Annotated in this window: 19 protein-coding genes; 11 read left to right on the top strand and 8 right to left on the bottom strand. The window is 69.1% G+C overall.

Annotated elements, in window-relative coordinates; all coding sequences use genetic code 11:
- Positions 1-10: 10 nt before the first annotated feature.
- Entirely contained in the window at positions 11-697 is a 687-nt protein-coding gene (locus RHA1_RS20580; protein WP_009477285.1) for a helix-turn-helix transcriptional regulator, read from the bottom strand.
- A gap of 85 nt (positions 698-782) precedes the next feature.
- Here RHA1_RS20580 and RHA1_RS20585 point away from each other — a divergent pair, with 85 nt between their 5' ends.
- The 3 genes from RHA1_RS20585 (at position 783) to ggt (ending at position 4,918) form a co-directional block, all read left to right on the top strand.
- Positions 783-1,220 (top strand): DoxX family membrane protein, encoded by a 438-nt coding sequence (locus RHA1_RS20585; protein WP_011596692.1) that lies wholly within the window; start codon positions 783-785, stop codon positions 1,218-1,220.
- A 124-nt stretch (positions 1,221-1,344) separates the two neighbouring features.
- Positions 1,345-2,910, top strand: a complete 1,566-nt coding sequence (locus RHA1_RS20590) for an FUSC family protein (protein ID WP_011596693.1) — start codon at positions 1,345-1,347, stop codon at positions 2,908-2,910.
- A 37-nt stretch (positions 2,911-2,947) separates the two neighbouring features.
- On the top strand, positions 2,948-4,918 hold the full coding sequence (gene ggt / locus RHA1_RS20595) for a gamma-glutamyltransferase (protein ID WP_009477289.1): 1,971 nt from the start codon (positions 2,948-2,950) through the stop codon (positions 4,916-4,918).
- 19 nt (positions 4,919-4,937) lie between these two features.
- Here ggt and RHA1_RS20600 read toward each other — a convergent pair whose 3' ends face one another.
- Positions 4,938-5,948 (bottom strand): LLM class flavin-dependent oxidoreductase, encoded by a 1,011-nt coding sequence (locus tag RHA1_RS20600; RefSeq protein WP_011596694.1) that lies wholly within the window; start codon positions 5,946-5,948, stop codon positions 4,938-4,940.
- A 113-nt stretch (positions 5,949-6,061) separates the two neighbouring features.
- Between RHA1_RS20600 and RHA1_RS20605 the strand changes: the two genes are divergently transcribed.
- Positions 6,062-6,253, top strand: a complete 192-nt coding sequence (locus RHA1_RS20605) for a hypothetical protein (protein WP_009477291.1) — start codon at positions 6,062-6,064, stop codon at positions 6,251-6,253.
- Between the two features lie 20 nt (positions 6,254-6,273).
- Positions 6,274-8,655, top strand: coding sequence for a glutamate--cysteine ligase (locus RHA1_RS20610; protein ID WP_011596695.1), 2,382 nt, complete (start codon positions 6,274-6,276; stop codon positions 8,653-8,655).
- An 8-nt stretch (positions 8,656-8,663) separates the two neighbouring features.
- Here RHA1_RS20610 and RHA1_RS20615 read toward each other — a convergent pair whose 3' ends face one another.
- Positions 8,664-9,680 (bottom strand): iron-siderophore ABC transporter substrate-binding protein, encoded by a 1,017-nt coding sequence (locus RHA1_RS20615; protein WP_011596696.1) that lies wholly within the window; start codon positions 9,678-9,680, stop codon positions 8,664-8,666.
- A gap of 452 nt (positions 9,681-10,132) precedes the next feature.
- Here RHA1_RS20615 and RHA1_RS20620 point away from each other — a divergent pair, with 452 nt between their 5' ends.
- The gene (locus RHA1_RS20620) at positions 10,133-10,432 is read left to right on the top strand and encodes a DUF4193 domain-containing protein (protein WP_005248611.1); all 300 of its coding nucleotides are present in this window, start codon (positions 10,133-10,135) and stop codon (positions 10,430-10,432) included.
- Positions 10,433-10,441: 9 nt separating this feature from the next.
- Entirely contained in the window at positions 10,442-10,876 is a 435-nt protein-coding gene (locus RHA1_RS20625) for an SRPBCC family protein (protein ID WP_011596697.1), read from the top strand.
- Between the two features lie 65 nt (positions 10,877-10,941).
- Here RHA1_RS20625 and RHA1_RS20630 read toward each other — a convergent pair whose 3' ends face one another.
- Complete coding sequence (locus RHA1_RS20630; protein WP_011596698.1) at positions 10,942-12,765, bottom strand: NAD(P)/FAD-dependent oxidoreductase; 1,824 nt, start codon at positions 12,763-12,765, stop codon at positions 10,942-10,944.
- A gap of 195 nt (positions 12,766-12,960) precedes the next feature.
- Complete coding sequence (locus tag RHA1_RS20635; RefSeq protein WP_423816276.1) at positions 12,961-14,616, bottom strand: transposase; 1,656 nt, start codon at positions 14,614-14,616, stop codon at positions 12,961-12,963.
- 189 nt (positions 14,617-14,805) lie between these two features.
- On the opposite strand from RHA1_RS20635, the gene RHA1_RS20640 reads away from it, so the two are divergent.
- Genes RHA1_RS20640 through RHA1_RS20655 form a run of 4 tightly spaced genes read left to right on the top strand, consistent with a single transcriptional unit; the run spans position 14,806 to position 17,584 of the window.
- Positions 14,806-15,246: a YciI family protein gene (locus tag RHA1_RS20640; protein ID WP_011596700.1), complete on the top strand. Its 441-nt coding sequence runs from the start codon at positions 14,806-14,808 to the stop codon at positions 15,244-15,246.
- A gap of 5 nt (positions 15,247-15,251) precedes the next feature.
- Positions 15,252-16,508 (top strand): RNA polymerase sigma factor, encoded by a 1,257-nt coding sequence (locus RHA1_RS20645; RefSeq protein WP_041811787.1) that lies wholly within the window; start codon positions 15,252-15,254, stop codon positions 16,506-16,508.
- Between the two features lie 57 nt (positions 16,509-16,565).
- The gene (locus tag RHA1_RS20650) at positions 16,566-16,895 is read left to right on the top strand and encodes an ArsR/SmtB family transcription factor (protein WP_041811793.1); all 330 of its coding nucleotides are present in this window, start codon (positions 16,566-16,568) and stop codon (positions 16,893-16,895) included.
- Entirely contained in the window at positions 16,895-17,584 is a 690-nt protein-coding gene (locus tag RHA1_RS20655; protein ID WP_041811795.1) for a cation efflux transmembrane domain-containing protein, read from the top strand. The genes RHA1_RS20650 and RHA1_RS20655 overlap by 1 nt, the downstream gene beginning before the upstream one ends.
- Here RHA1_RS20655 and RHA1_RS20660 read toward each other — a convergent pair.
- From RHA1_RS20660 to RHA1_RS20670, 3 genes are read right to left on the bottom strand one after another with little or no spacing between them, the layout of a single operon-like run.
- Positions 17,551-18,582, bottom strand: a complete 1,032-nt coding sequence (locus RHA1_RS20660) for a crotonase/enoyl-CoA hydratase family protein (RefSeq protein WP_011596703.1) — start codon at positions 18,580-18,582, stop codon at positions 17,551-17,553. The two genes, RHA1_RS20655 and RHA1_RS20660, sit on opposite strands and share 34 nt — an antisense overlap.
- Positions 18,579-20,216: an acyl-CoA dehydrogenase family protein gene (locus tag RHA1_RS20665; protein WP_011596704.1), complete on the bottom strand. Its 1,638-nt coding sequence runs from the start codon at positions 20,214-20,216 to the stop codon at positions 18,579-18,581. Before RHA1_RS20665 ends, RHA1_RS20660 begins: the two co-directional genes overlap by 4 nt.
- A complete protein-coding gene (locus RHA1_RS20670) occupies positions 20,213-20,824 on the bottom strand; it encodes a TetR/AcrR family transcriptional regulator (RefSeq protein WP_011596705.1) in 612 nt (203 codons plus the stop codon). The genes RHA1_RS20665 and RHA1_RS20670 overlap by 4 nt, the downstream gene beginning before the upstream one ends.
- Positions 20,825-20,895: the final 71 nt, after the last annotated feature.

Consider the following 20,895-nt stretch of genomic DNA (forward strand, 5'->3'; position numbering starts at 1 on the left):
GCACGCTTTGTCACTCACGTGCGGGTGGCTGCTCACTTTCGATCCGCACGCAGCAGTACCCGTCGGCGGGTGCCAGTGTGGCGCGGCGATCCTCGCATCCCGCGCCGTCGAGCAGTCCGGACAGCAGCGCGAGGTTCATTCCGCACACCATGTCCGTGTGCTGCCGGGCGAGCGCGTGGAACGGGCAGTTGACCAGGACGAGGGTGCCGTCGCTACGGCGCGGCTCGTAACCGCACGTCGCGAGCGCCGCGAGCAGGTCGTCGTCCGTGCAGCCCGTGTCGGCGCCGAGGCCGCGCCCGAAGTCGTGGGCACGCGCGGAGAGGGCCGCCCGCGGTGATGCGCCGGTGGCGTCCGCGTCCTCGATAGCCTGGGCGAACAACTCGCCGGCGAGCGCGTACGCACGCTCGGGCAGGTGTACCGAGAACTCACGGTCGGACCGTCGGTAGAGCTTGGCGGGCCGCCCCGCGCCCGGACCCGAGCGCCCCCCACGCCGAGCGAACTCGACCGCCAGCAGCCCCTCGTCGGCCAGCTTCTCGAGATGGAACGCGGACGTCGAGCGGGCGAGTCCCAGCGCCTCGGCGACGTCGTCGCGGCTGACCGGCGTCGCCTGCGCGCGCACGTGGTCGTACACCCGCCTGCGCACCGGCTCGTCGAGGGAGGAGACGGCCGAGACGTCCGAGCGTGGAGTGTCGTCCATGGGCCCATTGTAAAACCGGGAGACGTTGACTTAATTGTGTCGAGAATTCTATAGTCAATATATATAGTTTTTAGAAGGAGTCGTCATGGCTACCAACACACCCCACGAGGTCAGCCACGGTTCGCACACCCTGGCCGACCCCGGCTATCAGGCCTTCCTCGTGCTGCGCACAGTCTTCACCGTGGCGCCCATCCTGTTCGGCCTGGACAAGTTCACGAACTGGCTCACCGACTGGCCCGCCTACCTGGCGCCGTGGATCGACGGCATCCTGCCGGGAACCGCGCAGCAGGGCATGTACGCCGTCGGCGTGATCGAAGTGGTCGCAGGAATCCTCGTCGCCGTCGCGCCGCGGATCGGCGCCTGGGTCGTCGCGGCCTGGCTGGCCGGAATCATCGTCAACCTGGTCACGCTGTCCGGGTACTACGACGTCGCACTGCGCGACTTCGGGTTGCTCGCCGGTGCCGTCGCTCTCGGCCTGCTCGCCGCGGAGTACGGGCGCCCGCTCCGTCACCCGCACGGCTGATCGGTACCGCGGCCCCACGTGAGATGCACCTCATCGACTGTTTCGGGCGACTCGACCGCTCGTAGTCTGTGTGGTCGTGTCGCCAGGAGCGCAGGATCAGGGAACCGGATCGCGGGATCACGGTGTGCCGATCCCTGCGCCGGCCCCGGCACGCTCGTTGCTTCTGGGGGTGCCGGGGCAGGGTCGGCGCTGGCCGGGAGTGGTCCGCGCCGGCGTGGCGGCGTGTCTGCCCGCGCTGGCGGGGGTAGCGCTCGGACACTCTGCGGTTGCCGCGACGGCGACTGTGGGAGCCTTCGCCGTCGTCTACGGCGAGGGCAGGGCGTACCGGGTGCGGTGGCGGGTGGTCTCGATCGCCGCCGCCGTGATGGTGCTCCTCGCCGGTGTCGGCGCCGCGGTCGGCGCGCTCGTTCACGGCGCGACCGCGGCGGGCGGTTCCCCGCTGTGGGGGATGGCGCTCGTCCTCTCGATGACCGTCGTGGTTGCCGTCTGCGCCTTCGTCGTCGACGGGTTGCGGCTCGGGGCGCCCGGTGCCTTCCTTCCACTGCTCACGGTGGAGATCTCGTCCGCGCTGCCCGCCCTCGGTGTCTCCGTTTCGGAGGTGACGTCCTGGGCGGCGGCCGGTGCGGCGTCGGCGTTGCTCGTGTCGATGTCGGGGCTGCTCGCGCGTCCACGCACCCCCGAGCGGGCCGCGGTCGCGACCGCGGTCGCCGCGGTCGACGCCGCACTCGCCGACTCGCCCGCACCGAATGCCCGCCGGGACGCGGTGCGGTCGCTGCACGCCGCCTGGCAGTGCCTCCACGACGCCGCCCTCGTCGGCCGCGATCATCCGCTCACCCGCACGTTGCGTGCGGCTCACCTGCGGTGCGCCGCCGTGGTCGACGGCCACGACGCGAACCACGCCTCCGACGAAGACGACCTGCGGCCGCAGGTCCCGCTGCCCAGGCCGTCGATCCGCTACCGGCTCGCGCGGGCGGCCCATCTCCGGGGCCGGTCCTGGACGATCGTCGCGCGACTGCTGGTCGCGTGCCCCGCTGCCGGTCTCCTGGCGCTGGGTCTCGGTGTCGCCCGCCCCGACTGGGCGGTGATCACCGCGGCGATGATCCTGCACCAGGGCCCGGACCGGGTGCTGGGGACGTACCGCGGGCTGCACCGGTTCTTCGGAACGGTGCTCGGACTCGCCCTGTTCGCAGCGCTGGCGACGCTCGACCTGTCGCCGGCCGCGCTGGTACTCGTCGTGGCGCTCCTGATGGCGGGGACGGAAGCCTTCCTCGTCCGCAATTACGGCCTGGCGATGGTGTTCATCACCCCACTCGCGTTGGTTCTCGGCGGTCTCGGAACGCACGTGGACCTCGTCGCGGTCACCCGGGACCGGCTTCTCGAGACCGTTCTCGGCGTGGCGGTGGCGCTCCTCGTGCTGTGGACCGTGCTTCCGGGTTCGTACCGGCGGATCCTGCGCGACGCGGACGTCCAGGTGGCCGGGACGATCGGGCGGCTCGGCGATGCGCGGGAACCGGCCGCCGTCGCGGAACTCTGCCGGGATCTCGAGTTCGATCTGCACAGTTCCACCACCGCCGCGATCACCGCCGCCCACACCGACCCGGCGTGGACCCGCGACCGGTGGCCCGAGCACCACCACCTCCACGAGCTCGGCTACCGAATTCTCACCCGGCACTTCGGACCTCGTCTTTAGCCGGTCGGCACCGGATCCCCGCTGTTAGGGTTCGGTGATGGGTCCTGTGACGGGAATCGGAACGGCAATTCGGGCCTCGTTGGCCGCGGCTCTCTGCGTCGGCATGCTGGCCGCGTGCGCGTCGGACGAGGAACCGCAGAGCGATCCGGCGGCCACGTGTGCGGACGTTCCCAACGGCACCCCGATCGCCAAGGCGCCGCCGCCCCCGGGCCCGGCGCCGACCACCCAGAACCTCGCGACCAACCCCGAGATCGCCACGGTGTACCGCTCCGGGATGGTGCCGGTGAACACGGCGTCGTACGCGGTCTCCACCGCCAATCCCGTGTCGACGCAGGCCGCCTGCGAGGTGTTGCGGGACGGGGGCACGGCCGCCGACGCGCTGATCGTGGCCCAGACCGTTCTCGGGCTCGTCGAACCGCAGTCCTCCGGAATCGGGGGCGGGGCGTTCCTGCTCTACTACGACGCCGGGCAGAAGAGCGTCGAGGCGTACGACGGCCGCGAGGTCGCGCCGATGGCGGCGACGGAGAATTACCTGCGCTGGATCAGCGACACCGACCGCACCGAGCCCAAGCCCGACGCCCGGGCGAGCGGGCGGTCCATCGGCGTTCCCGGGGTGGTGCGGATGCTCGAGCTGGCGCACCGCGAACACGGCCGGGACGAGTGGCGGGAACTGTTCGACCCGGCCATCTCGCTCGCGGACCAGGGACTCGAGATCAGCCCGCGGATGGCCGGGCAGATCGCCGAGTCCGCACCCGATCTGGCGCTCGACGAGCCGTCGAAGGCGTATTTCCTCAACCCGGACGGCAGCCCCAAGCCGGCGGGCACGAAGCTGACGAACCCGGCCATGGCCAAGACGCTCGGTGCGATCGCGGCGGGCGGTGCCGACGCCTTCTACACCGGGGCCATCGCCCAGGGCATCGTCGATGCGACGGCGACGGCGTCGGGCGGGCGCACCCCCGGACAGATGACGCTCGACGACCTCGCGAACTACCAGGCGAAGAAGCGCACGGCGCTGTGCACGCCGTATCGGGACCACGAGATCTGCGGCATGCCCAACCCGTCGTCCGGCGGGACGGCGGTCGCGGCGACGCTCGGCATCCTGGAGAACTTCGACCTGTCGGAGTACGGGCCCACGAACCTCGACGACAACGGCGGGAAGCCGACGGCGGAGGCCGTGCATCTCATCTCCGAGGCGGAACGACTGGCGTACGCCGACCGGGACAAGTACGTCGCGGACTCCGATTTCGTTCCGCTGCCGGGCAATTCCCTCGACACGCTGCTGAACGAGGACTACCTGAAGCAGCGGGCCGACCTCATCGACCCCGGCAAGAGCATGGGCACCGCGCAACCCGGAAACTTCGGTCCGGTCCCGCTCGGTGTGCAGCCGCAGGACAAGGAACACGGCACCAGCCACATCTCGATCGCCGACCAGTACGGCAACGTCGCGTCGATGACGACGACGGTGGAATCGGCTTTCGGCTCGTTCCACATGACGGACGGCTTCGTTCTCAACAATCAGCTCACCGACTTCTCGGCCCAGCCCGTCGGGCCGGACGGGACGCCGCTCGCCAACCGCGTCGAACCGGGTAAGCGGCCCCGCAGTTCGATGGCGCCGACGCTCGTCTTCGACCGCAGCAGCGACGGGTCGCTGGGGGACGTCCAGTACGTGACGGGGTCGCCGGGCGGTTCGGTGATCATCCAGTTCGTCGTGAAAACGCTCGTGGGAATGCTGGATTGGGGTCTGAACCCGCAGCAGGCGGTGTCGGCGGTCGACTTCGGGGCCGCCAACACCCCGGTCACCGGCGTCGGCGGGGAGCATCCGAACATCAACGCGGTCAACGACGGCGCCGACGACCCGTTGATCGTGCAGTTGCGGGCGATGGGTCACCAGGTGTCGGTCGCACCGCAGTCCAGTGGGCTCAGTGCGCTGCAGCGTCAGGACTCGGGGTGGGTCGGCGGCGCGGACCCACGACGGGAGGGCGCGGTGATGGGTGACGGTACGGGTTAACGCACCGCCACCGCAGGAATTACGCCTGTTCGACGAGCGGGGCCACCTTGGTGCCGAGCAGTTCGATCGCGCGCATCACCTTGTCGTGGGGCAGCGGCCCGACGCTGGGGTGCAGCATGAACCGTTCGATGCCCAGGGTGTCGCGCATGCCGACGATCTTCTCGGCCACCTGTTCGGGGTTGCCGAGCACGAGCGAACCGCCGGGTCCGCGCAGACCGTCGAATGCCTGCGGGTTCATCGGTGCCCACCCGCGTTCGCGTCCGAGGCCGGTCATGGCCGCGGCGTACGACGGGTAGAACTCCGATACCGCCCGGTCCTCGGTGTCCGCGACGTAACCGTGCGCGTGGACGGCGATGGGCTGCGGTTCGTGCCCACCCTCCGACACCGCACGGCGGTGCAGGTCGGCCAGCGGTGCGAATCGGGCGGGTTGTCCGCCGATGATCGCGAACGCCATCGGCAGGCCGAGCAGTCCGGTGCGAGCCACCGACTCGGGATTGCCACCCACCCCGACCCAGATGGGAAGGGGACGTTCGGGCCGTGGGTAGACGGACTGGTCTGTCAGCGCCGCCCGGTGCCGTCCCGACCAGTTCACGGTCTCCGAGTCGCGGAGGGCGAGTAGCAGGCCGAGTTTCTCGACGAACAACTCGTCGTAGTCGGCCAGGTCGTAACCGAAGAGCGGGAACGATTCGGTGAACGAGCCGCGACCGGCCATCACCTCGGCGCGCCCGTCGGAGATCAGGTCGAGGGTGGCGAATTCCTCGAACACCCGTACCGGGTCGTCGGAGCTCAGGACGGTGACCGCACTGGTCAATGCGATGCGGGACGTCCGGGCGGCAGCGGCCGACAGCACGACCGCGGGTGCCGACGCGGCGAAGTCCGCGCGGTGGTGCTCACCGACGCCGTACACGTCGAGGCCGACCTGCTCGGCCAGGACGACCTCTTCGAGCAGATCCTTCAGACGCTGCCGCGGCGACACCACCCCGGACCCGCCGGAACCGACCTCCGCGAACGTCGTCAACCCGAGTTCCATCGCACACCCTCGCTCTAGATAGTTGAATCATCAATTAGGTGGTGTAACTGCGTGGGTGGACGGGATATTCCGTCCGATGATTCAGACCCGGGTGGGCGGGGAACCCGACGACCATGGCGAAATACCGAGTGATCGATCCCCAGGGCAGTGTCGTCGAAACGAAGGAGATTCCGAGCGCCGGTGACGCGCACGCGTGGTTCGTCGACGTTCGCGCGGACAATTCCGAACTCGGATGGCGGATGGAAGTCGACGAGGACGGCACCTGGGCGTTCTTCGACGACACCGAGGGTGCCACGGAGAAATAGAATAGAAATAGAGGCACATCGTGCTCGCCAGCGACCCACGGAAAGTGGGCGTCGAGGAGGAATTCCACCTCATCGATCTGAAGACCCGGCGCCTGACCACCCGCGCGCCGGAGTTGCTGGCACGACTTCCCGACGACGTGTACGTCGACGAACTCCAGCAGTGCGTCGTCGAGGTCAACAGTGGTGTGTATGCCGACCTCGACGGCCTGCGGAGCGATCTGGAGCGACACCGCAGGCTGCTCGTCGACGCGGCCGAAGATCTCGGCATCGGCGTGGCGGCCGCGGGCTCGGTGCCGCTGGCGTTGCCCGCCGAGATGCACGTGACGGGAACGCAGCGCTACGGGCGCATGCTCGCCGACTATCAGGTGCTCGCCCGCGAGCAGTTGATCTGCGGCACGCAGGTTCACGTCGACCTGCCCGATCGTGACGAGGCCGTGCAGGTCGCGCACCGCGTTGCTCCGCACATGCCCGTCCTCCTCGCGCTCAGCGCGAGTTCCCCGTTCCGGTCCGACGGCGCGGACACCGGCTATGCCAGCGCGCGCACACTACTGTGGCTGCGCTGGCCCAGCACGGGTCCGGCCGCACCCGTCTCCTCGGCAGCCGAATACGGCGCCCTGATCGACGACCTGGTCGCCAGCGGGGTGATCAGCGATCCCGGCATGGCGTATTTCGACGTCCGGCCGTCGGTGAAGCTTCCGACCCTGGAGTTGCGGGTGTGCGACAGCTGCCCGCGACTGGACACGGTCCTGCTCGTCGCCGCCCTGTTCCGTGCGCTCGTGGAACGCGAGGTGGAGGGATTGCGCGCCGGGAGGAAGGGCGTCGAGGTACTCCCGACCCTGACGAGAGCGGCGCTGTGGCGGGCGGCCCGGTCGGGGTTGGAGGAGGAACTTGTCGACGTGACGGTTCCGCAGGCACGTCCTGCGTCGGAACTCGTCGGCGACTTCGTGAATTCGCTGCGCCCCCAGCTCGAGGAGACCGGTGACTGGGACCGCGTGGTGGAGTTGTCCGCCGAGGCGACCGCCCACGGGAGTTCCGCCGCCCGGCAACGTCAGGCGCTCGGTCGCCGAGGCCGGCTCACCGACGTGGTGGATCTGCTGCTGGCGGAGACGGCGGGCCGCACCGAGCATCTCCCCGACGTGGAAGTGCCGCCGCCGCGCGAACCCGGCCCGAAGTCGACCGGGGCGGGCCGGACCCGGAGATATTGGAGCGCGAGGTTCTGGGACCGCGGCGACACCGCCGACATGACCTGGACGGAGTCGACGGAGCTCGACGAGAAGAAGCTCGTCGAGTGGCGCCGCGACCTGCACGCGCATCCGGAACTGTCGTTCGAGGAACGCCGGACCACCGGAGTGGTGCGCGATCATCTCGTCGGTCTCGGGCTCGAACCCGTCCTGATGCCCGGCGGAACCGGCCTGTGGTGCGACGTCGGTCCGGAGACGGGCGAGTGCATCGCGCTGCGGGCCGACCTCGACGCGCTGCCGGTCGCCGAGACAACCGGTCTCCCGTTCGAGTCGAGGGTGCCCGGAGTGTCACACGCGTGCGGTCACGACGCCCACACGACGATGCTGATGGGCGCGGCATCCGTCCTGACGAAATACCCGCCGCCGACCCGCGTCCGTCTCGTCTTCCAGCCGGCGGAGGAGACCACCCCCGGCGGCGCGGTCGACACGATCGCCGCGGGCGCACTCGACGGGGTGTCGAAAATCTTTGCACTGCACTGCGACCCGCACCTCGAGGTCGGCAAACTGTCCACCCGGACGGGGCCGATCACGTCGTCCAACGACTCCGTCACGGTGCGGTTGTGGTCGGCGGGCGGCCACACCGCCCGACCTCACCTGACCGGCGATCTGATCCACGCGACCGCTGTCCTGGTGACCGGACTGGCGTCCGTACTCGACCGCCGGATCGACGCCCGCACCGCGACCGTCCTCACCTGGGGGAAGGTGGCCGCCGGGCAGGTCGCGAACTCCGTGCCCGAGTCGGGTGAACTGGTGGGCACCCTGCGCAGCGCGTCCCGCGAGACGTGGGCGTCGCTCGAACCGCTGGTTACGGACGCGATCTGCCACCTGCTCGCACCGTACAACGTGCGGTACGAACTCTCCTACCTGCGGGGCGTCCCGCCCGTCGTCAACGATCCCGACTGCACCGCCGACCTACGGGAGGCGATCGAATCGGTCGTCGGCTTCGACCACCTGGCCGAGGCTCATCAGTCCAGCGGCGGCGAGGATTTCGCGTGGTATCTGGAGAAGGTTCCGGGCGCGATGGCCAGACTCGGGGTGTGGGACGGGACCGGCACCCGGCAGGAGCTTCACCAGCCGGGTTTCAACCTCGACGAGCGCGCGATGATTCACGGGGTCCGAACGCTGGTGGCGCTCACCCGGCTCGAAGACCAGTCCGGGTGAGCGCGGCGTCAAGCCGATTTGGCGGCGGCCTCGGCCAGTTTCGGTACGAGTGCCTCGACGGCGTACGGGAGGCTGAGGACGGTGCCCCAGGTGAGCGCGCCGGAGACGGTGGGGTCGTCGACGAACACGGCCCGTCCCGCCTTCGCCACCGGTAGCGACTGATAGACGGGGTCGGCGGTGATCTGCGCTTCGGCGCCGGGACTGCTGCCCACGTTCCAGACGAGGACGTCGACGTCGACGGTGTCGAACTGCTCCTTGCGGATGGTGAACGCATCCTGATCGCCTGCGAGTTGCGCGATCCGCTCCGGGACGACGAACCCGAGCGACGTCATCAGCCGTGAACGCGGGTCGTTCGGGGAGCGGACGTAGAACGTGCTTGCGTCGCCCAGTTCGGCGACCGCGACCGACTTGCCCTCGAATTCGGGGTGGGCGGCGCGCTGCTGCGCCACCAAGTCGTCCACACCGGCGACGAGGTGGTTCGCCTTCCCGTCCTCACCGAGGGTGGTGCCGACGATCCGGACTGCGTCCTGCCACGGCATGCCGAAATCGGGGTAGTCCGGCGATGTCGTCACGGTGGGCGCGATCGCCGAGAGTCGTCGATACGCGTCGTCGTCGACGTCGATGTACAGCGCGAGGATCAGGTCGGGATCGAGTTTCGCGATGGCCTCGTACGCGAAATTGGCCTCGCCGGTGAACTGTCCGCGGTTGAAGACCTCGGGGTGCGTCCGGCTCAGCGCGTCCTGGGCCCAGGGCCACGTGGCGTCTGGGTAGTCGCCGTACCAGTCGGTGACGCCGACCGGCTGACGTCCGAACGCGAGGAGCGTGTCCTGGTCGGAGTAGCCGACCGTGACGATGCGCCGGGGGTTGTCCGGGACTTCGGTCGTTCCCTTCTTGTGCGTCGCCGCCCGGGTGCCGCCTTCGGTGTCTGCTGCGGTTCCCGAGGAACATGCTGCGGCTACGCCGGCCAGGCCGACCCCGGCGCTCACGGTCAGGAACTTGCGACGGTCGAGCGTTCGCACCCACATGCCTCCCTGTAGGTGAGGCTAACCTACGGGGAGGGGTCCCGGCCGTGCATCTGCGGCGGAAACGGGGGAGTCGGCTCGGGAATCGGGGGCTGCGGAGGTCCCGGATCCGGCGGCCGGTTGCGGCCCGGGCTCGGGAGGTGCAGGTTCCGGCCCCGGCTCGGGCGGAAACGGGTGAGGCGGCGTCGGCGTCGGCGGGACGGGCGGAGGGCTCGGATCCGGCGGCACCGGCTCCGGGTCCGGCACGGGATTGCCGAGCTCGTCGTGGGCACTCGTCATCCACTGACCACCTTCCGATCGGCTGATTGAGTGGTACCCGGAACGGGCATCCCGCAACCACGGGTGAGCTGTGGCCGCCCGGGAACAAAACGCGGGATCGGTGCGTTGTCTAGCAACCGTGCCCCGCAAGTGTGGAATTTCACGACACGGGGAACATGAGCCAAAGGGAGGAAGTCATGGCAACCGACTACGACGCACCACGGGTTACCGTCGACGACGAACTCGCCGCGGACTCGCTCGAAGAATTGAAGACACGGAGGAACGACTCACAGTCGTCCGTCGTCGACGTCGAGGAGACCGACACGGCGGAGTCCTTCGAACTGCCCGGCGCCGACCTGTCCGGTGAGGAACTCACGGTCCGCGTCGTTCCGAAGAGGGCCGACGAATTCACTTGCAGCAGTTGCTTCCTGGTCCATCATCGGTCGCGTCTCGCGTCCGAAGAGGGCGGGCAGCTGATTTGCCGCGACTGCGCATAGGAGGCCCGAGTGGCCGAGGTCAGTAGAACGTTCACCGTCGCCGCACCGCTCGAGAAAGTCGTCGCGTACCTGCGCGACTTCGCGAACACCGAGGCCTGGGATCCCGGGACCGACACGTGCGAGCAGACCACCCTCGGTCCGGTGGCGGTGGGCACGGAATGGCACAACGTGTCGTCGTTCTTCGGCCGCACCACCGAACTCACCTACCGCATGACCCGCGACGACCCCGATCACGTCGTCTTCGAGGGTCGCAACGGCACCGCAGCCACGTCGGACGATCTGGCGTTCGAGAAGGTGGACGACGCCTCGACGTCGATCACCTACCGCGCCCGTCTCGAATTCACCGGCCTGGCGCGATTCGCCGACCCCGTCGCCCGCCTCGCATTCGAGGTGCTCGCGGCCAAAACCGTCACACAGATGACCGGGGTCCTCGAAGCGAGGTAAGCGGTATCACGTTTCAACAGCGCCCTCACTCGTCGAGTGAGGGCGCCGCTGCGTATCAGGGCCGATCAGCTGAGGTGATGCACCTCCTGCAGCCCGTACACCGGTGTCGGGATCTCCTCGTGCCGGGCCTTGAGCTGCAGAGCGAGGTACAGCGAGTAGTGCCGCGACTGGTGCAGGTTGCCGCCGTGGAACCACAGCGCTTCCTGCTGCGTCGGCTTCCACATGTTGCGCTGCTCGCCCTCCCACGGTCCGGGGTCCTTGGTGGTGTCGGAGCCGAGGCCCCAGCACTTTCCGACCTTGTCGGCCACTTCCTGACCCATGAGGTCGGCGGCCCACCCGTTCATGGACCCGTAGCCGGTGGCGTAGACGACGAGGTCGGCCGGCAATTCCGTCCCGTCGGTGAGAACCACGGCGTCCTCGGTGAGGTGGTCGACCTGCCCGGACACGAGGTGGATGCTGCCGTCGGCGACGAGTTCGGACGCGCCGACGTCGATGTAGTAGCCGGATCCGCGGCGCAGGTACTTCATGAACAGACCGGAGCCGTCGTCACCGAAATCGAGCTTGAATCCGGCCTTTTCCAGTCGGTCGTAGAAGTCCCTGTCCCGTTCGGCGATCTTCTGATAGATCGGGATCTGGAACTCGTGCATGATCTTGTACGGCAACGACGCGAACGTCAGGTCGGCCTTCTCCGTCGTCATGCCCGCCGCGACCGCGCGCTCCGAGTAGAGGTCGCCGAGGCCGAGGTCCATCAGCGAGTCCGACTTCACGATGTGGGTGGACGACCGTTGCAGCATCGTCACGTCGGCGCCGTTCTCGAACAGCGCCTTGCAGATGTCGTGAGCCGAGTTGTTGGCACCGACGACGACGACTCGCTTGCCCACGTAGGCGTCCGGACCGGGGTGCCGGCTCGAATGATGCTGCTCGCCCCGGAAGACGTCCTGGCCCGGGAACGACGGAACGTTCGGCTTGCCCGACATGCCGGTGGCGAGCACCAGTTGCTTCGGGTGGAGCACCACGTCCTCGCCGTCGCGGTCGAGGACGACGGTCCACTCCTTGGTCTCGTCGTCGAACGTCGCGGACGTGCAGGTGGTGGACGACCAGTACGGAATCTCCATCACCTTGGTGTACATCTCCAGCCAGTCGCCGATCTTGTCCTTCGGCGCGAAGACCGGCCAGTTGTCCGGGAACGGCATGTAGGGCAGGTGGTCGTACCAGACCGGGTCGTGCAGGCACAGCGACTTGTACCGGTTGCGCCACTGGTCGCCGGGGCGTTCGTTCTTGTCGACGACGATGGCCGGGACCCCGAGTTGGCGCAGCCGCGCACCGAGCGCGATGCCGCCCTGGCCGCCGCCGATCACGAGAACGTACGGCTGGCGGGTGTAGCCGAGTTCCCGCTCCTCGATCTCCCGCTTCTCCGCCCAGCTCAGGGTGTCGCCGCCGGAGCCGTGGACGGCACCCTTGACGCGGTTCCGTCCGCGGCGTTCCTCGTGGCCCTTCAACTCCTGCATGGTGGTGAGGAAGGTCCACGCCTCGTCGCCCTTCAGGCGCAGGTGTCCCTTGCCCCGGCCCGTCGCGGTCTCGAACTCGATCCATGCCGAGGTGACGCCGTCGGCCTCGTCCGGTGTCTCGGTGGTGCGGAAGTTGACGGGGTCGGTGTCGTCCAGGCGTGCGTGCAGCATCGCGGCGACGGCGTCGCGTCCCTCGACCGTCTTGAGGTTCCAGGTGAACGCCACCAGGTCGCGCCAGAAGCTGTCGACTGCGAACATGCCCGCGGCGCGGTCGACGTCGCGCGCCGCGAGAGCGGATTCGAAGCTCGCCAACCACAGGTCGACTCGTTCCTGAGGTGTCAGGGACGTCTGCACCGCAGCCGGCTGGACCGTCTGTGTCATGTACCTCTCCTTCGCTTGGTATGTGACATACAGCACACTCCGGAGTGGGGCGGGCGGCAAGCGTTGCATCGTGTTGCAGTCCCCACCCGTGAGTACTTATTAACGTCCCGGGGGCTGTTGCGGAATTGAGTGAGGGTGGTTTGGTTCTCTCGTGACTTGGCGGGTGCCGGTGCGGGCGGGGGTGTCCCCGCCTGGTCATGAGGTGGCCGGGAGCGGGGTGCCTGCGGTCAGGTGGGTGAGGATCTTGCCCAGGTTGTGCACTGCGGCGTGGAACGCCCATTCGCTGCGGGCGCGGTCGAGGCCGCGGCTGGTGAAGCGGCGGAATCCGAGGTTGTGTTTGGCGTGCCCGAACACGGTTTCGGCGATGGGTGAGCGTTTGCGGTAGGTGGCGATGCCGGCCTCGGTGCGCAGCCGGCGGGTCATGGCCTGGATCGGATCCGCTTGCGGCGGTGGCGGTCCGGTGACCGGATCAGCGGCGGCGGCAGCCTCGAGGTGATGGGATTTGCCGGTGGCGATCAACCGGTCCGGGCCCGGCGAGGTGAGATTGGCGCGGGAGCAGTAGCCGGCGTCGAAGAGCATCACCCCGATCAACTCCTCCGGGGCCGGGGCCGGGGCCGGGCGGGCAGGGTCCGCGCCGACCGGGTTCGTGTCGCGGCGGGAGGTGTCGATCAGCTGCGCGGCCTTGCCTGCCTTGTCGACCATGTCGGGGAAGTAGTCGTAGTCGACCGGGCCGGTCCCGACTCCGGTGGCCAGGATCAACCCGTCCGCACTGGTGAAGGCCTGGCAGTTGTAGCCCTGCAGCCACCCGCCGCCGCGCAGCGGCTGCAACCGCGAATCGGGGTCGGTGATGTTGCGGCGCCGCTGCCCGGCGGCAGCGGTGCGCTCACCCTGCTTGCGCAGGGCGGTGTCGAGTTCGGTGCGCCGACGCCGCACCAGGTGGTGCTCGTCGACCGGTTTCGGAACGAACCCGCCCCCGCCCCCTGACGCGGTGCGCCCCCGGAACCGCTCGATCACCGCCTGCTGGGCGGCGACCGCCTCGGCCAGACGCCGCTCGGCGGCGGCGACCTCGGCCCCGACCGGCACCCGGCCCATCACCGTCTCACCCGCGTCGAGCCGGGCCAGGTAGTCCTGTGCCTTCCCGTCCCGCTCGGACTGTTCGGCCTGCTTCTGCGCGTCGAGCTGGGCCAACGCCTCGGCGATCCGGGCCGAGCGGGTCGTGGGATCGGCCAACTCCGCCGGCACCTGCCCCGGGCCCGGATCGTCCTCGCCGTAGAGGTCGTCCTCGGCGTCATCGGTGGCGGCGTGCGCGGCCGCCGCGGCCGCGGCGATCCGCGCGGCCTCCGCCTCGGCTGCCCGGCGCAGCCCGTCCTCGGTGCGGTTGGCGTCCTTCGATGCGTTCGAGGCGATCTTCACCCCGTCCAACGCGATCGTCTCGAGCCGGCCCAGACCCAACCGTGCGGCCAGGATCAGGACCTGCGTGAACAGGGCCTCGCAGGCGGTGTGGTTGTCCTTGCGGAACCGTGAGATCGTCACGTGATCGGGGGTGTCGCCGGCGCAGATCACCCGGTAGGACACCACCTCCGAGCAGGCCCGCTCGATCTGCCGCGACGACCGCACCCCCCGCGACCACGCCCAGATCAGCAGGGTCACCAGCATGTCCGGGTCGTACCCGGCGCGCCCGGCGCCTCCGGTGCGGCGAGAGCCGTGAAAGGCGCTGGTGTCGAGATGGGTGTCGACGATCTCGATCACCGTCCACACCGGATGCGTGGGCGGCACCCACTCCCGCATGTCCGGTGGCAACAAAAACTGCTGGTCACGATTCACCGGTCGATATCCCTTGGCCACCAACACATTATCCAAGAAACATCAGGTCGGGGCGCCGCGGCACGCGGACACCCCGACCCGGAAATTTGAAACAGCCCCCGGGCGGTTAACAAGTACTCACGGGGCGCGAATGTCGAAATTGGAGGTAGCCCGTTCGACGTACTGTGTGAGTCCACGGCACGAAGGCCGGGACCGACCACAATCGAGGAGGAAATCATGCGAGTCATGGTGATGATCGAGGGTGCAGGTGCCGACGAAGACAAGATCGCCCCGACCGAGGAAATGCTGGCGGCGATGGGTGCGTACAACGAGGAACTGGTGAACGCGGGCATCATGCTCGACGGCCAGGGTCTCAAGCCGACCAGTGCGGGGGCGCGACTGGTGTTCGAGGGCGGGACGACGTCGGTGGTCGACGGTCCGTTCACCGAATCGAAGGAGATCATCGCCGGGTTCTGGCTGTGGGAGGTCAGCTCGCTCGAGGAGGCCGTCGAGTGGGCGAAGAAGTGCCCCGTCGATCCGGACAGCGGATTGCGTCAGGTGCTCGAACTGCGGCCGATCTTCGAGGCCGAGGATTTCGGGGACGAGTTCACGCCGGAACTGCGGGAGAAGGAAGCCGCACTGGCGGAGCGGATCCGTGAGCAGCACCCGAACGGCTGAGTCCGGTGGACGTCCAGCGGACGGTCGAGGCCGTGTGGCGCATGGAGTCACCGCGCCTCATCGCGTCGCTCACCCGCCTCGGCCATGACGTCGGGATCGCCGAGGAGATCGCTCAGGATGCGTTCGTGCTCGCGCTCGAACAGTGGCCGGAGCAGGGCGTTCCCCACAAACCGGGTGCGTGGCTGACGGCCACGGCCAAGCACAAGGCGATCGACCGCATTCGCCGTGACCGGTCGCGGCAGTCGAAGTACACGGAGATCGCCGTCGACCCGTCCGCGCAACCGAGCGCCATGCCCGCGCCGGACGCCGTCGACGGCGTGGAGGACGACCTGCTGGCTCTGGTCTTCGTGGCGTGTCATCCCGTGCTTCCCCGGGAGTCGCGGGTGGCGTTGACCCTTCGTCTGGTCGGGGGTCTGCGCACCGACGAGATCGCGCGGGCGTTCCTCGTCCCCTCGGCGACGATGGGGCAGCGGATCAGCAGGGCCAAGCGGACGCTGTCGGAGGCGAAGGTGCCGTTCGAAGTGCCTGCACGCGAGGAACTTCCGGCACGGTTGGCGGCGGTGCTCGAGGTGGTCTATCTGGTGTTCAACGAGGGGTACTCCGCCACGTCGGGTGAGGACTGGATTCGGCGTGACCTCGCGTCGGAGGCGATGCGGCTCGCCCGTGTCCTCGCCGGCCTGCTGCCCCGGGAACCGGAGGTGCACGGACTGGTGGCGCTCACCGAGTTGCAGGCTTCACGGTTCGCCGCCCGGGTGGGCGCCGACGGTGAGCCGGTCCTGCTGCAGGATCAGGACCGGTCTCGTTGGGACCGAACCCTTCTGACGCACGGCACTGCCGCGCTGGAACGGGCTGTCGGGCTCGGCCGCCCGCTCGGCCCCTATTCGTTGCAGGCCGCGATCGCCGGGTGTCATGCCAGGGCGCCACGTTTCGAGGACACCGACTGGGAGGCGATCGTCGCGCTGTACGACGCGCTGGCGCAGGTGGCGCCGTCACCGGTGGTGGAACTCAATCGTGCGGTGGCGTTGCTGCATTCGGACGGGCCCGAGGCCGCGCTCGCTGCGCTCGACGCTGTGCGGGGCGACCCTCGGCTGGCGCGCCTGCACCTCTACGGCGCCGTGCGGGGCGAAGTCCTCGAACGCCTCGGCCGCTACGGCGAGGCGGCCCGGACGCTCGAGGACGCCGCGGCGACCGCACCGACGCGCCGTGAACGGAACCTCCTCATGGCCCGCGCGGCCGCCGCGGCGGAGCAGGCCGAGCCCTGAGTCTCGACCATCGATTCACGATTTCCTGAATACAGAAATCGATGTACTGTCAGAATCATGGAGACACTGGTCCACCGGGACGCCCTCGCGCGTTTCGGATACGCGCTGTCGGACACCACCCGCACGCAGATTCTGCTGAGCCTGCGGTCCGGGCCCGGGTATCCGTCGGAGTTGGCCGAGAAGTTCGGGGTGTCCCGGCAGATCCTGTCGAATCATCTGTCGTGCCTGCGTGGCTGCGGTCTGGTCGTCGCGGTGCCGGAGGGTCGGCGGAGCCGGTACGAACTCGCCGACCCACGCATCGCACGTGCCCTCGACGACCTGCTCGGCCTGGTCCTCGCGGTCGATCCGTCCTGCTGCCCGGACGCGGAGACCGAAGGCTGCTGCTGATGGCGTCCGAACTCGGCATGCCCACCAGACCGTCCGGCGAACGCAGGCAGGTCCTGTCCCGCCGGATCAGGTTCTTCGTCGCCGCGACGATCTCCTACAACGTGATCGAAGCGATCGTGGCACTCACCGAGGGTGCGCGGGTGTCGTCGACGGCATTGATCGGGTTCGGCCTGGATTCGGTGATCGAGGTGTCGTCGGCGGCCGGGGTCGCCTGGCAGTTCGCGGGACGCGATCCCGAGTCGCGGGAGAAGGTCACGCTCCGAGTCATCGCGTTCTCGTTCTTCGGGCTCGCCGCGTACGTGAGCGTCGACGCGGTGCGGTCACTGCTCGGAGTCGGCGAAGCGCAGCACTCGACGGTCGGAATCGCGCTGGCCGCAGCCAGTCTGGCCGTGATGCCGGTCCTGTCCTGGGCGCAGCGCCGGGCCGGTCGTGAACTCGGCTCCCTGTCGGCGGTCGCCGATTCCAAGCAGACACTGCTGTGCACCTACCTGTCCGCGGTGCTGCTCGTCGGGTTGCTGCTCAACAGCACCCTCGGCTGGTCGTGGGCCGATCCGATCGCCGCCCTGGTGATCGCGGTCATCGCCGTCAGGGAAGGCGTCGACGCGTGGAAGGGCGACACCTGCTGCCCCGCGCCGGTCGGTGGTCGCGCGGTCGATCAGGATCCAGGCTGCGACTGCTGCGACTTGTGATCGCCGAACGGCTCGTCGCGTTCGCGGACGGCCTCACGGAATCCGGCGGTGGCCGAGCGTAATTGGAACGCGTACCCCTCGCGGGTGTGCCGGGACATGCCGTCGAAGACGGTGCTCACCATCGTCGAGTTGGCGACGCCCTGCGCCAGCAGTGCGCTGTTCAGTGCGAGTTTCACCATCATCAGCTGATTGACGGGCATCCTCGCGATCCGCTCGACGAGGTCCTCGGTGCGACGGTCGAGTTCCTCCACGGGCGCCGACTCCACCGCGAGACCCCACTCGGCCGCCTGCCGCCCCGTGATGCAGTCGCCGGTGAGGAGGAGTCGTTTCGCCCGCTGGTCGCCGAGGCGGTGCGCCCACATTCCCGCCGCCGGAACACCCCACACACGGGTCGGCGGATAGCCGATCTTCGTGTCGTCCGCGGCGACGATCTGGTCGCAGTACAGCGCGATGTCGGTGCCGCCGCCCACGCAGAATCCGTGGATCTTCGCGACCGTCGGCTTGTTCGCGTGGAGCAGGCTCGCGAAGCCGCGGTTGAACCGGCTCATCATCGCGTAGTCGGCCATCGGATCCCAGTTGCCGAACGGATCGTGGTTGCGCGCCTGAACGATCGGATCGAGCACAGTGCCCGTCGTGCGGTCCGGTCCCTCGTCGGCGTGGCCGCCGTTCTCGGCGAAGATGCCCAGGTCGTATCCGCCGCAGAATCCCTTCCCGCGCCCCGACAGCAGGATCACGTGGACGCGGGGATCGAGGTCGGCGCGTTCCACGGTGGCGGCGAGTTCGACAGGAGTGTCGGCGGTGATCGCGTTGCCGTGGTCGGGACGGTTGAACGTGATCCGGGCGATGCGCCCGGTCACCTCGTAGGTGAGGGTTCGATACTCCACGGCGTCGTCCGCCCGGTCCGGTTCACGGCCCGCGAACAGTGAGTCGCCGCCCTCGTCCCAGCCGTCGCGCCAGGCCGCCGGACGGGTGCCGGCGTGGTCGTCGCGGCCGGTCACGACCCCACCTTGGGAGTGGCGCGGTCGATGATGGCGGCGGTGTCGACGCCGGTCGGCAGCGTCCCGAACACGGTACCCCAGTCGCCGGACAGCCGGCTGACGCAGAACGCGTCGGCCACCGCCGGGTGTCCGTGGCGGATCAGCAGCGACCCCTGGAGGGCGAGCGCCATGTCGCCGACGACCCGCCTGGCCCGGTGCTCGAGCGTGTCGCGATCGCCGAAACTCGCCTTCAGATCCGCGACGGCGGCGTCGAGTCGCGCGTCGGCTCCCGCGGTGGAATCGAGTTCGTCGAAGAAGACCTGAAGCGTCTCCGGCTGTTTCGCCATCGCACGCAGAGTGTCGAGGGCGGCGACGTTGCCGGATCCTTCCCACACCGACAGTAGGGGAGCCTCCCGGTACAGCCGCGGCATCCGCGATTCCTCCACGTACCCGTTGCCGCCCAGGCATTCCAGGGCCTCGGCGGCGTGGATCGGGCCGCGCTTGCAGACGAAGTACTTGCTGACCGCCAGCGAGATGCGACGCAGGGTGTTCGCGTGCTCGTCGCCGGCGGTCGCCCGGTCGGTGAGCGCGGCCAGCCACAGGGCGACGGTCGTGGCCGCCTCCGACTCGACGGCGAGGTCGGCGAGCACGTTCCGCATCAGCGGCTGATCCACCAGGTGGGCGCCGAATGCGCTGCGGTGCACGGCGTGGTGCGCGGCCTGCGCGGTGCCGACACGCATGCCGGTGGCGGTGCCGATGGTGCAGTCGAGCCGGGTCATGTTGACCATCTCGATGATCGTCGGAACGCCGCGGCCTTCCTCGCCGACCAGCCAGGCCACCGCCTCGTCGTACTCGACCTCGCTGCTGGCGTTGGAATGGTTGCCGAGCTTGTCCTTGAGGCGCTGCAGGTGCATCCGGTTGCGGGTGCCGTCCGGCAGCACCCGGGGGAGGAAGAAACACGACAGTCCGCCGGGGGCCTGCGCCAGCACGAGGAACACGTCGGACATCGGCGCCGACGTGAACCACTTGTGGCCGGTCAGGAGGTAGCTGCCGTCGGACTGCGGCACCGCGCGGGTGGTGCCTGCGCGGACGTCGGAGCCGCCCTGCTTCTCCGTCATCGACATCCCGGCGATCAGTCCGGCCTTGGTCAGCGGAGGGTGCAGCGCCGGATCGTAGACCCGGGCGGTGAGGGGCGGTTCGTACTGTTGCGCCAGCTCACGGTTGTGGCGCAGGGCGGGGACGACGGCATACGTCATGGAGATCGGGCAGCCGTGTCCGGCGTCGACCTGCCCCCACACGGCCATCTTCGCGGCCCGGACCAGGTGGGCGCGCGGGTGCGGGTCGGCCCAGGGTGCGCCGTGCAGGCCCATCTCGACGGCGGTGGTCATCAGCTGGTGATATGCGGGGTCGTACTCGACCTCGTCGATGCGGTTGCCGTAACGATCGTGGGTGCGCAGGACGGGAGGGTGCGCCTCGGCGAGATCACCCCAGCGCTGCGCGTCCTCGCTTCCGGCGAGGCGTCCGACGTCGTGCAGTTCCTCGAGCACGTCGTGGGCGCCCTCGCGTTGTAGCGCTTCGAGGATCGGTGGGTAATCGGCCGCGTCGAAGTTGACCAGTGGCGGCACCTGGTTGACGACCTCGTGTGTGGCACTCATGTCGGGCTCCCGAGGGATCGAAGGGTGAAGGTGAGCAGGGCGGGGATGATCGCGCCGTCGACGGCACCGCGGGCGAGTGGCAGAATCAGCGCCTCGCCGATGGCGCCGACGATGCAGGCAGCGGTCACCGACGCGTCCTGTTCCGGGATCTCCCCGGCCTCGACGGCGGCGGCGATCGCGACCGCGAGGGCGTCGCGGAAGGACTCGTGGAACAGGAGGCGCTCGGTGTCGACCTGCGGGTCGACGGGTTCGACGAGCAGCGCGTACGCCAGGGTGGGTGCGCGCAGCGCGCGTTCGGCGAACGTGCCGACGGAGGCGGATACCGCGGCGACGCACCGACCTTCGGCGCCGCGGGCGGCGTTGCCGGATTCGACGGCGGCGCTCACCTCGCGGCTGCAGACGATGCGGAAGACTTCCGCGAACAGTTCGCCCTTGTTCGCGAAGTGCCGGTAGACGGTGCCGGTGCCGACGCCCGCCTCGGCCGCGACCGCGGAGATCGAGCACCCCGCGTACCCGTGGCGGGCGATCAGCCCGATCGCGGAATCGATGAGGGTGGTGCGGAGAGCGTCCAGGCGTTCCTGGACGGCGGGTGTGCGCCGGTAGGCCATATTCAAGGAGTGAACACCCGTTCCGTTCTTCCGTCAAGGGTGCTAGCGTCGGCTACACCAGCGAGGAAAGG

The sequence above is a fragment of the Rhodococcus jostii RHA1 genome (assembly GCF_000014565.1).
Taxonomy (GTDB): Bacteria; Actinomycetota; Actinomycetes; order Mycobacteriales; family Mycobacteriaceae; genus Rhodococcus_F; species Rhodococcus_F jostii_A.